Origin of the sequence: Cellulomonas hominis (genome assembly GCF_901521055.1) — a bacterium.
GTDB classification, from domain to species: domain Bacteria; phylum Actinomycetota; class Actinomycetes; order Actinomycetales; family Cellulomonadaceae; genus Cellulomonas; species Cellulomonas endometrii.
Genome location: NZ_CABEGA010000082.1, coordinates 1 through 11,130 on the forward strand (window position 1 = coordinate 1; position 11,130 = coordinate 11,130).

General features: G+C 74.9%; 7 protein-coding genes. 4 read left to right on the top strand and 3 right to left on the bottom strand.

Translation table 11 applies throughout. The annotated features are described in order from the left end of the window. Nucleotides 1-28: 28 nt before the first annotated feature. Genes cydD through KJP73_RS17665 form a run of 3 tightly spaced genes read right to left on the bottom strand, consistent with a single transcriptional unit; the run spans nt 29 to nt 4,354 of the window. Entirely contained in the window at nt 29-1,759 is a 1,731-nt protein-coding gene (cydD, locus tag KJP73_RS17655) for a thiol reductant ABC exporter subunit CydD (protein ID WP_213284192.1), read from the bottom strand. A 15-nt stretch (nt 1,760-1,774) separates the two neighbouring features. Next, a complete protein-coding gene (cydB, locus tag KJP73_RS17660; protein WP_213284193.1) occupies nt 1,775-2,857 on the bottom strand; it encodes a cytochrome d ubiquinol oxidase subunit II in 1,083 nt (360 codons plus the stop codon). A gap of 12 nt (nt 2,858-2,869) precedes the next feature. Further along, on the bottom strand, nt 2,870-4,354 hold the full coding sequence (locus KJP73_RS17665) for a cytochrome ubiquinol oxidase subunit I (RefSeq protein WP_213284194.1): 1,485 nt from the start codon (nt 4,352-4,354) through the stop codon (nt 2,870-2,872). Between the two features lie 445 nt (nt 4,355-4,799). Between KJP73_RS17665 and KJP73_RS17670 the strand changes: the two genes are divergently transcribed. From KJP73_RS17670 to obgE, 4 genes are all read left to right on the top strand, one after another. Further along, nucleotides 4,800-8,339: an Rne/Rng family ribonuclease gene (locus tag KJP73_RS17670; RefSeq protein ID WP_249669513.1), complete on the top strand. Its 3,540-nt coding sequence runs from the start codon at nt 4,800-4,802 to the stop codon at nt 8,337-8,339. 355 nt (nt 8,340-8,694) lie between these two features. After that, entirely contained in the window at nt 8,695-9,003 is a 309-nt protein-coding gene (gene rplU / locus KJP73_RS17675; protein WP_213284198.1) for a 50S ribosomal protein L21, read from the top strand. Nucleotides 9,004-9,068: 65 nt separating this feature from the next. Further along, the gene (rpmA, locus tag KJP73_RS17680; RefSeq protein ID WP_213284196.1) at nt 9,069-9,323 is read left to right on the top strand and encodes a 50S ribosomal protein L27; all 255 of its coding nucleotides are present in this window, start codon (nt 9,069-9,071) and stop codon (nt 9,321-9,323) included. 87 nt (nt 9,324-9,410) lie between these two features. Next, a complete protein-coding gene (gene obgE / locus KJP73_RS17685; RefSeq protein ID WP_213284197.1) occupies nt 9,411-10,922 on the top strand; it encodes a GTPase ObgE in 1,512 nt (503 codons plus the stop codon). The last annotated feature ends 208 nt before the right edge of the window (nt 10,923-11,130 follow it).

Here is an 11,130-nt window from a genome sequence, read left to right on the forward strand (position 1 = left end):
GCCGGGGCGAGCGGGGTGCGGGTGCCGGTCACCGGGCGGCCTCCGTCTCGGCGAGCGCCGTGGGGCCGGCCCGGCCGGCGGGCTCCGCCGCGGCGGCCCGGACCTCGACGACCGCGTCGGCGAGCGCGACGAGCGACGGCCGGTGGGCGACCAGCACCACGGTCCGCCCGGCGTCGCGCAGCGCACGGACCGTCGCGAGCACGACGCGTTCCCCGGCGGCGTCGAGGTGCGCGGTGGGCTCGTCGAGCACCACGAGCGGTGCGTCGGACAGCAGCGCCCGGGTGAGCGCGACCCGCTGCCGCTGGCCGACGCTGAGGCCGGCACCGCCCCGGCCGAGGTCGGTGCGCCAGCCGTCGGGCAGGGCCGCGACCACGACGTCCAGGCCGGTGAGCGCCGCGGCACGGTCCCGGCGCGCGCGGTCGGCGGGGCCGAGCGCGTCGTCGTCGGCGCCCGACACCAGCCGGCCGATGCTGGCCGGGTCGAGCACGGGCCGCTGGGGGAGCCAGGCGACCTGCGGCCAGTACGTGTGCGGGTCCAGGTCGGCCAGGGCGGTGGCGCGGCCGTCGGCGTCGACGACCTCGACCGTGCCGGCGTCCGGCCGGACGAGCCCGAGCAGCACGTCGACGGTGGTCGACTTCCCGGCGCCGCTTCTGCCGGTGACCGCGACGGTGCTGCCAGGGGTGAGCGTCAGGTCGAGGCCGGCGGGCGCGAGCACGTCCCGGCCCGGCGCGCGGACCGTGACGCCGCGGAGCCGGACCGTCGCGGTGCGCAGGTCGGGGGCGGTGAGGGTGCCGGACGCCGGGACCGGGGTCTCCAGCACCGCGAACACCTGGTCCGCCGCGGCGACCCCGTCGGTGGACGCGTGGAACTGGGCGCCGACCTGCCGCAGGGGCAGGTACACCTCGGGGGCCAGCACCAGCACCGCGAGGCCGGTCACCAGGTCGAGCTCCCCGTAGACCAGGCGCAGGCCGATGCCGACGGCGATCAGCGCGACGGAGAGCGTGGTCAGCAGCTCCAGCACCATCCCGGACAGGAAGGCGATCCGCAGCGTGCCCATGGTGGCGCGGCGGTGGGCGTCGCCGAGCGCCTGCACCCGGGCGGCCGGACCGCGCTCACGGCCGAACGCCCGCAGGGTCCCCAGCCCGGCCACGAGGTCGAGCACCTGGGACCCGAGCCGCTGCATGACGCGCAGGCTCCGGTCCGAGCGGCCCTGGGTGAGCTGGCCGATCAGCACCATGAACACCGGGATGAGCGGCAGGGTGCCCGCCGCGATCGCCGCCGACACCCAGTCCAGCCCCAGGATGACGACGAGCGTCGCGGGCGTCACCGTCGCCGACAGCACGAGCTGCGGCAGGTACCGCACGAAGTACGGCTCCAGGGCCTCGAGCCCGCGCGTGGCCAGGGTGACGACGCGCGCCCCCTCGCCCTCGGCGAGCCAGCGCGGCCCGAGCTCCGCGGCGCGGGCGACCACCTGCTCGCGCAGCTCGGCGACGGCGCGCGTGGCGGCCCGGTGCGCGAACCGCTCCTGCACGCCGGTCGCCACCGCCCGCGCCGCGACGACGGCGGCCAGCCAGCCGACCTCGGGGAGCAGGTCGGCCAGCGGGACGCCGTCGTGCGCGGCGGCGGCGAGCACCCGGGCCAGGAGCAGCGCCTGGGCGATCACCAGCGCGGCCGTGACGATCCCGAGGGACACGGTCAGGGCCAGGTACCCCCGGGCGGCGCGGGCGTACCTCAGCAGGCGCGGGTCGAGCGGCTTCACGCGGTCGCGGGTCCCTCAGGCCCGGGTCGAGCCGTCGGGGGAGGTGCCGCCGTGCCCGGTGCTCGCACCGGCCCGCGCCGTCGAGCCGGCGAAGGTCAGGCCCGTGTGCTCCGGGATGTGCTCGGCGGAGATCCGCTTGCGGAACACCCAGTACGTCCAGCCCTGGTAGAGCAGCACGACCGGGGTCAGGACCACGGCCACCCAGGTCATGATCGTCAGCGTGTAGTCCGTCGACGAGGCGTTGCGGATGGTGAGCGAGTTCGCCGGGTCGAACGCCGGCATCACGTCGGGGTACATCGACCCGAAGATCAGCACGACCGCCGCGACGATCGTCACGGCCGACCAGACGAACGCCCAGCCCTCGCGCCGGGCGCGGGTCGTGACGACGACGGCGACCAGCGCGCCGGCGGCGACCGCCACCGCGGCCCACGTCCACGTCACCGAGTAGGCCAGCTGCGCCCACACGGCCCACAGGCCGGCGACGACCAGCGTGACGGGGGCCAGGCGCGCGGCGAGCGCACCGGAGCGGTCCCGCATCTCACCGGACGTCTTCAGGGCCAGGAAGATCGCGCCGTGCGTGACGAACAGCAGCATCGTGACGACGCCGCCGAGCAGGGCGAACGGGTTGAGCAGCGCGAAGAAGCCGCCGACGTACTGGTGGTCCGCGTCCAGCTCGACGCCCCGCACCAGGTTGGCGAAGGCGACGCCCCAGAGGATGCCGGGGATGTACGAGCCGAGCATGATGCCGCGGTCGGCCCAGGCCCGCCACGTGTCGGTGTTGATCTTGCCGCGCCACTCGAAGGACACGATCCGGAAGATCAGGCCCACGAGGATCAGCAGCAGCGGCAGGTAGAACCCGGAGAACAGGGTCGCGTACCACTCGGGGAACGCCGCGAAGGTCGCGCCGCCGGCGGTGATGAGCCACACCTCGTTGCCGTCCCAGACGGGGCCGATGGTGTTGATCATGACGCGGCGGTCCCGGTCCTTGCGGCCGAGGAACGGCAGCAGCATGCCGACGCCGAAGTCGAAGCCCTCGAGCACGAGGTAGCCGGTCCACAGGACCGCGATGAGCAGGAACCAGACGACGGGGAGGTCCATGGCCGCCTCCTCTCAGTAGGCGAACGACAGCGGGCGCTCGGCGGCGCTCGGGTCGTCCGGGTCGGGCCGGTTGGCGGGGTTGTCCGGGCTGGGGTCCTTCTCGGTGTCCGCGACGCCCTCGACGGCGTACCGCTTCATCAGGCGGAACCAGAACACCGCCAGCACGCCGTACACGAGGGTGAACGCGACCATCGAGATGACCACCGTGGTCGCGCTGACCACCTCGGACACGCCGCGCTCGGTCAGCAGGCGGACGGCGTCGACGCCCGTCGGGTTCGGGGCGACGACCCACGGCTGGCGGCCCATCTCCGTGAAGATCCAGCCGAACGCGGACGCCAGGAACGGGGTCGGGATGGCCCAGATGCCGATCCGGGCGAGCCACTTGTTGTCGGACACCCGGCCCTTGCGCGTGAACCACAGGGCCGCGAGGGCGAGCGCCACCGACCCGGCGGCGAGCCCGATCATCAGGCGGAACGCCCAGTACGTGACGGTGAGGTCCGGGATGTAGTTGACACCCTCGCCGTACTGCTCCTCGTACCGCTCCTGCAGGTCGTTGACGCCCTCGACGGTCGACGTGAAGTCGTTGTTCGCGAGGAACGACGTCAGGCCCGGGATGCTGATGAGGTGCGCGACGCCGTCGCAGTTGTTCGTCAGGTCGCCGATGGCCAGGATCGAGAACGACGCGCCGTCCTCGGTCTCGCAGAGCGCCTCCGCGGCGGCCATCTTGGTCGGCTGCTGCTCGAACATGAGCTGGCCCTGCGCGTGGCCCGTGATGCCGAGCCCGACCCCCGAGATCAGCATGGTGAACACGCCGAGCAGCACGGCCGGCCGGTAGACGGTGCGGGCCTTCTCGGCGTGGCCCTGCCGGACCAGCCGCACCATCCACCAGGCGGCGATGCCGGCGACGAACGTGCCCGCCGTGAGGAACGCCGCCGTGATGGTGTGCGGGAAGGCGGCGAGCAGCGTGCTGTTGGTCAGCACGGCGCCGATGTCGGTCATCTCCGCGCGGCCGGTCTCCGTGTTGAAGACCGTCCCGACGGGGTGCTGCATCCAGGAGTTCGCCGCGAGGATGAAGTAGGCGGACAGGTTGGTCGCGATGGCGACGGCCCAGATGCAGGCCAGGTGGATCTTCTTGGGCAGCTTGTCCCAGCCGAAGATCCACAGCCCGAGGAACGTCGACTCGACGAAGAACGCGGCGAGCGCCTCCATCGCGAGCGGCGCGCCGAACACGTCGCCGACGAACCGCGAGTACTCGGACCAGTTCATGCCGAACTGGAACTCCTGCACGATGCCGGTGGCGACGCCGATCGCGAAGTTGATCAGCATGAGCTTGCCGAAGAACTTGGTGAGGCGGAGCCAGGTCTCGTTGCCGGTGCGGACCCAGATGGTCTGCATGAGCGCGACGAGCGGCGCCAGGCCGATCGTCAGCGGCACGAAGATGAAGTGGTAGACGGTGGTGACACCGAACTGCCAGCGGGCCAGGTCGAGGGCTTCCACGGAGGTGTCCGTCCAGGTGCTGAGGCGAGTTGGGGGGCCGAACGGCCCAGGTCGGGGCCGTCCGACGACGGTATTGCGCCCCGATTCACAAGCCTAGGACAAAGGTCCCGCGATCTGACACGCTGTCGTCTCATTGTGACCCGGTTCACGAGCGTGACCTACCGCACTGTCTCCGGATCGCTGTGCGATACTGACTCCGGTCTCCCGGGATCCACACACCCCGGGCGGCCACCGTGCTCGCCGCACCAGCGCATCGTGCGCGCCAGGCGCCGCCGGCCGCGGAGGAACCCCGCCAGGGGTCTTCGCGCCAGGCAGGGCGATGGCGCCGACCGCCCGTGCGGCGACCGACACCGACGACTTCCGTCGCCGCGAGAGCGAGCGACGACCGACCGCCCGAGGGCGCCGCGAGTGTGGCCGGCGTACCCGGGCATGCAGGAGCACCCGCGTGACGCTCGACAGCACCTCGGACAGCACCCCCACCGCAGCGGAGCAGGGGGAGGCGACCGCCGCCGCCCGCCCCAAGCGCGCCCCCCGCACCCGCGCGACCCGCGCCGCCAAGGCAGCGGGGGAGCCCGCTCCGACCGACGCCGGGACCCCGGCGCCCGCCGTGGACGCGGCTCCCGCCGAGACCCCGGCTCCCGCCGCGGACGAGGCGCCCGCCAAGCCGGTCCGCCGCCGCGCCACCCGCAAGACCGCGGCCGAGAAGGCCGCCGAGGCCGCCGCCGAGGCAGCGGACGCCACCGCCGCCGCCCCGGCCGAGGCCGCGCCCGCCGAGGCGGCGCCCGCCGCGCCGAAGCGCCGCCGCTCGACCCGCACCGCCGCCGCCCCGGGCGCACCGCTCGTCGAGGCCCCGGCCGCCGAGCAGCCCGCGACGCTGTTCGCCGAGCCGGCCACCGAGCCGACCACGCCCGCCGAGCAGCCCGTGGCGGCTCCGGTCGTCGAGGCTCCCGCCGCCGCGCCGGCCGCGCCCGAGCCGGCCGGCACCCGCCCGCGCCGGTCCCGCCGCGCGACGCGTCCCGCCGGCGCCGGGGGCGAGGTCGCCGCCGCGCAGCCCGTCGCCGCCCAGCCGACCGTCGCGGCGCAGCCCCCGGCGCTGGCCGAGCCCGTCATCGAGGAGCCGGAGGACGAGGAGGTCGCCGAGGCGGTCGAGCAGGCCGAGCAGACGTCGGCCGCCGCGCCCGCCAGCCGCCTCGACGTGCTGGCCGAGCTGGGCCGCGGCACCGCCGCCGAGCCCGCCGCCCCCGCCGCCCCCTCGGCGCAGCCGGAGGCCGCACCGGAGAAGCCCGCCCGCGCCCGGCGCTCGGGCCGCGCGCAGCAGCAGTCGGCCCCGGTGCAGGCGCAGCAGCCGGAGCAGGAGCGTCCGGCCACGGCGCGCCTGGCCACCACGGCGCTGCTGTTCCAGGCCCCCGAGGCCCCGCGGCGCCGTCGCCGCGCCCAGGCACCGTCCGGCTCCCCGGAGGCCATCTCCGCGGCCGCGCAGGCCGAGGTCGAGGCCGCCGCTGCCGCCGAGGAGCAGGCGGCAGCCGCCGCCGAGGCGCCCGCCGAGCAGGCCGCCGCGCCGTCCCGCCGTCGTGGCCGTGGTCGCGGTCGCGGGCGGGTCGAGGAGCAGCTCGAGCCCACCGAGGTAGAGGCCGCCGAGCTGGAGACCTCCGACGCCGTCCTCGAGGCGGCCGGGCAGGTCGACGAAGACGCCGAGCAGGCCGCCGCCGAGCGCGACGAGACCGAGAACGACGACGAGGGTGCGCCGCGCCGCCGCCGCCGCCGCGGTGGTCGTGGTCGCCGGTCGCGCGGCGGTGCCGAGGCGGACGCCGACGCCACGGACGACGAGGGCGAGCAGGACGAGCCGTCGGGCGACGAGCCGGTCCGCGACGAGTCCGACGAGCCGGCCGACGACGCCGAGGACGAGGCGGACGAGCAGGCCGACGGCGAGGAGTCCGGCGGCAGCAGCCGTCGCCGTCGCCGTCGCCGCCGGTCGGGCCGCGGGGGCGACGCCGCCGAGGCCGAGCCCGCGCCGTCGCGCAGCCGCTCCGGCTCGCGCGGGAGCGACGAGGTCACGGCGCTGCGCGGGTCCACGCGCCTGGAGGCGAAGCGCCAGCGTCGCCGCGAGGGCCGCGACGCCGGTCGTCGCCGCCAGATCATCACCGAGGCCGAGTTCCTGGCCCGCCGCGAGGCGGTCGAGCGGTCGATGATCGTCCGCGAGTCGAACGGCCGCACCCAGATCGCCGTGCTCGAGGACGGGGTGCTCGTCGAGCACTACGTCTCCCGCCAGGCGCAGGTGTCGATGGCCGGCAACGTCTACCTGGGCCGCGTGCAGAACGTGCTGCCCAGCATGGAGGCCGCGTTCGTCGACGTCGGCAAGGGCCGCAACGCCGTGCTCTACGCGGGCGAGGTCAACTGGGACGCAGCGGGCCTGGAGGGCCAGCCGCGCCGCATCGAGCAGGCGCTCAAGTCCGGCGACTCGGTGCTCGTGCAGGTCACGAAGGACCCGATCGGGCACAAGGGTGCCCGCCTCACGTCGCAGATCACGCTCGCGGGCCGCTACCTGGTCTACGTCCCCGGCGGCGGCATGACGGGCATCAGCCGCAAGCTGCCCGAGAACGAGCGCACCCGCCTGAAGAAGATCCTGCGCGAGGTCGTCCCGGACTCCGCGGGCGTCATCGTGCGGACCGCGGCCGAGGGGGCCAGCGAGGACGAGCTGCGCGCCGACATCGCCCGCCTGCAGTCGCAGTGGGAGGCCATCGAGAAGAAGGCCAAGACCGCGTCCGCCCCGGCCCTGCTCCAGGGCGAGCCGGACATGGCGATCCGCGTCGTGCGCGACATCTTCAACGACGACTTCTCGTCCCTGGTCGTCCAGGGCGAGGAGGCGTGGTCGACCATCTCCGGGTACATCGGCGAGCTCGCGCCCGACCTGGCCGAGAAGGTGTCGAAGTACACCGGCCAGGGCGACGTGTTCGCCGCGCACCGGGTGGACGAGCAGCTCGCCAAGGGCATGGACCGCAAGGTCTGGCTGCCGTCCGGCGGCTCGCTGGTGATCGACCGCACCGAGGCCATGACGGTCGTGGACGTCAACACCGGCAAGTTCACCGGTGCGGGCGGCACGCTCGAGGAGACCGTCACCCGGAACAACCTGGAGGCGGCGGAGGAGATCGTCCGCCAGCTCCGGCTCCGGGACATCGGCGGGATCATCGTCATCGACTTCATCGACATGGTGCTCGAGTCGAACCGCGACCTCGTGCTGCGCCGGCTGGTGGAGTGCCTGGGCCGCGACCGGACCAAGCACCAGGTGGCCGAGGTCACCTCGCTCGGGCTGGTGCAGATGACCCGCAAGCGCGTGGGCCAGGGCCTGGTCGAGGCGTTCTCCGAGACCTGCGAGCACTGCAACGGGCGCGGCTTCGTCGTGCACACGGACCCGGTCGAGAAGACCAACGGCCGGTCCGACGCGGGCGCGCCGCAGCAGGCCCCGGAGGGTGACGCCAAGAAGTCCCGCCGCAAGCGCGGCGGCGCGAAGGAGCAGGCGCCCGCGTCGGCGTCCGGCAGCACGCCCGCCGTCCCGGTCCTGCCGGAGGCGCGCGAGGCGGTCAAGGCGACGCTCGCGACCATCGCGGCGGCCGCGGCGCACGCCCACGTGCACGACGACGAGGCGCAGGCCGGGTCGTCGGCGGACGGGCGCGAGCGGGCGCAGGCCCCGGCGGGCGCGGCGGAGGAGGCCCCGGCCGAGCAGGCCCCGGCCCAGGCGGCCCCGGTCGCCGAGCCCGTGGCCGAGACGGCCGACGCGCCGGTCGAGACCGCGCCGGTCGAGACCCCGGCGGCTGCCACGGCCCCCGCGGCGGCCTCCGCCCCGGAGCCCGTCCTGGACGTGCTGGCCGCCCTGGGCGACCTCGCGACCCGCGTGCCGGCGTCGGACGCCCCGGCGCCGCAGCTGGAGCTCAGCCCGGTCGACCCGGGCCTGTTCGAGCTGCCGGACCCGGCCGACGACGAGTCCTGACCCCGAGGTCGTCATACCGGCACGAGGTCGTCCCGCAGGACGGACGACCTCGTGCACGGGTGACGACCTCGGCGGGAGGGCCCGCGGGCCCGCGGCCGGCGGCTCGCGGGTGCGCGAGGTCACCAGGAGGCGGTTTGACCGTCGGTACCGGCTCCGCGTAACCTTGAACGTCGGTGCGTTCTGACGGCGCGGTGTGTTTCTGCGCAGAGCCGGTCAGGAAGCACCGTTCGCGCGTGACGCCCCTGAGGCGCCGACGTCCCGAGCTCCGCGGCCACCGCGGTGGCGCGCCGGGGTGCGGCCCGAGGGCGGGACGCCCCCAGAACCTGAAGTTCGACGAGCAGAGATGAGCATCAACGTGGTGTACGCGATCGTGAAGGCCGGCGGCCGTCAGGAGAAGGTCGCCGTCGGCGACGTCGTCGTCGTGGACCGCATCGCGGCCGAGGCCGGTGCGACCGTCGAGCTGCCCGCGCTCCTGCTGGTCGACGGCGAGGCCGTGACGTCGGACGCCGCGGCGCTGGCGAAGATCAAGGTCACCGCAGAGGTCGTCCAGGCCGAGAAGGGCCCGAAGATCGACATCCTGCGGTACAAGAACAAGACGGGCTACCGCCGCCGTCAGGGTTACCGCTCGCGGCTGACCCGCCTGAAGGTCACCGAGATCAAGTGACCTGCGGGCCGCACGGCCCCGCGACCCTCCACCCGTAGACAGCACCGCAGGAAAGCAGGCCTGAGATGGCACACAAGAAGGGCGCGAGCTCCTCGCGCAACGGTCGGGACTCCAACGCCCAGCGCCTGGGTGTGAAGCGTTTCGGCGGCCAGGTCGTCAACGCCGGCGAGATCATCGTCCGCCAGCGCGGCACCCACTTCCACCCCGGTGTGAACGTCGGCCGTGGCGGCGACGACACCCTGTTCGCCCTCACCGCCGGTGCGGTGCAGTTCGGCACCCGTCGTGGCCGCAAGGTCATCGACATCGTGGCGGCCGGCTGACCAGCCGCACCACCCCCAGCTGTTGGCCGGAGGGGCGCACCGCACGACGCGGTGCGCCCCTTCGCCGTAGGAAGGAACCACCCACCCATGGCCGCATTCGTCGACCGCGTCGTCCTCCACGCCAGCGGCGGTGACGGCGGCCACGGCTGCGCGTCGATCCACCGCGAGAAGTTCAAGCCCCTCGCCGGCCCCGACGGGGGCAACGGGGGCAACGGCGGCAGCGTCATCCTCGTGGTCGACCCGCAGGTGACCACGCTGCTCGACTACCACCACGCGCCGCACCGGCACGCGCCGTCCGGCACGCAGGGCATGGGCGACCACCGGCAGGGCTCCACCGGCCAGGACCTCGTCCTGCCGGTGCCCGACGGCACGGTCGTGAAGTCCGTCGACGGGGAGGTCCTCGCGGACCTGGTCGGCGCGGGCGCGCAGTTCGTCGTCGCGCAGGGCGGGCACGGCGGGCTCGGCAACGCCGCGCTGTCGTCCCCGCGCCGCAAGGCCCCGGGCTTCGCCCTGCTCGGCGAGCCCGGCGACGCCCGGGACGTGGTGCTGGAGCTGAAGACCATCGCGGACGTGGCCCTGGTCGGGTTCCCGAGCGCCGGCAAGTCCAGCCTGGTCGCGGCGATGTCCGCCGCCCGGCCGAAGATCGCCGACTACCCGTTCACCACGCTGGTGCCGAACCTCGGCGTCGTGCAGGCCGGTGACGCCCGGTACACCGTCGCGGACGTCCCGGGGCTGATCCCCGGCGCGAGCGAGGGCAAGGGCCTGGGCCTGGAGTTCCTGCGGCACGTCGAGCGCTGCGCCGTGCTGGTGCACGTGCTCGACTGCGCGACGCTCGAGCCGGACCGCGACCCCGTCTCGGACCTCGACGTCATCGAGGCCGAGCTCGCGGCGTACGCCGGGGACCTCGGCATCGAGGGCGGCCGGGTGCCGCTCACCGAGCGGCCGCGGATGGTCGTGCTGAACAAGATCGACGTGCCGGAGGCGCGCGAGCTCGCGGAGATGGTGCGCCCCGACCTCGAGGCGCGCGGCCTGCGCGTGTTCGAGGTGTCGACGGCCAGCCACGAGGGCCTGCGCCCGCTGACGTTCGCGCTCGCCGAGATGGTGGAGCAGGCGCGGCGGGACGCGCCGGCGCCCGAGGCGACCCGTGTGGTGCTGCGGCCCCGCGCCGTCGACGACGCGGGCTTCACCGTCACGCGCCGGCAGGACGGCGACCACGAGTACTTCCAGGTGCGCGGCACCAAGCCGGAGCGCTGGGTGCGCCAGACGGACTTCGCGAACGACGAGGCCGTGGGCTACCTGGCCGACCGGCTCGCGCGGATCGGCGTCGAGGAGAAGCTGCTCGCCGCCGGGGCCGTGTCGGGGGCCGAGGTCGTCATCGGCGACGGGCCGTCGGCGGTCGTCTTCGACTGGGAGCCCACGCTGCTCACCGGCTCGGAGCTGCTGGGCGGGCCCCGCGGCACCGACCAGCGCATCGAGGAGCGCAGCCGCCCGACCCGTGGTGAGAAGCGCGAGCAGTACAAGGACCGGATGGACGCCAAGGCCGAGGCGCGCGCGGAGCTGTGGACCGAGCGCGAGGCGGGTCTGTGGCGCGACGAGTGACCCGCGCCTGGCCCCCCCCCCCCCCCGGCCCCCCCCCCCCCTGTCTCGTCCCTGCGGCCGCGCGCACGCCGCCGGCCCCCCCGCCCCGATCGCCCACGCGAGCGCCGCCAGCCACAGGAACCAGCCGGGCGGGAGGGCCACGGCGAGCGAGGAGCGCCCCGGTGCCGTGTCGCCCGACGCCGTGCCACCCGACGGCACGCCACCAGCC

What these genes read in the sequence shown, in the direction of transcription:
- obgE (WP_213284197.1), top strand. Translation starts at nt 9,411, where the DNA reads ATGGCCGCATTCGTCGACCGCGTCGTCCTCCACGCCAGCGGCGGTGAC.
- rpmA (WP_213284196.1), top strand. Translation starts at nt 9,069, where the DNA reads ATGGCACACAAGAAGGGCGCGAGCTCCTCGCGCAACGGTCGGGACTCC.
- cydB (WP_213284193.1), bottom strand. Translation starts at nt 2,857, where the DNA reads ATGGACCTCCCCGTCGTCTGGTTCCTGCTCATCGCGGTCCTGTGGACC.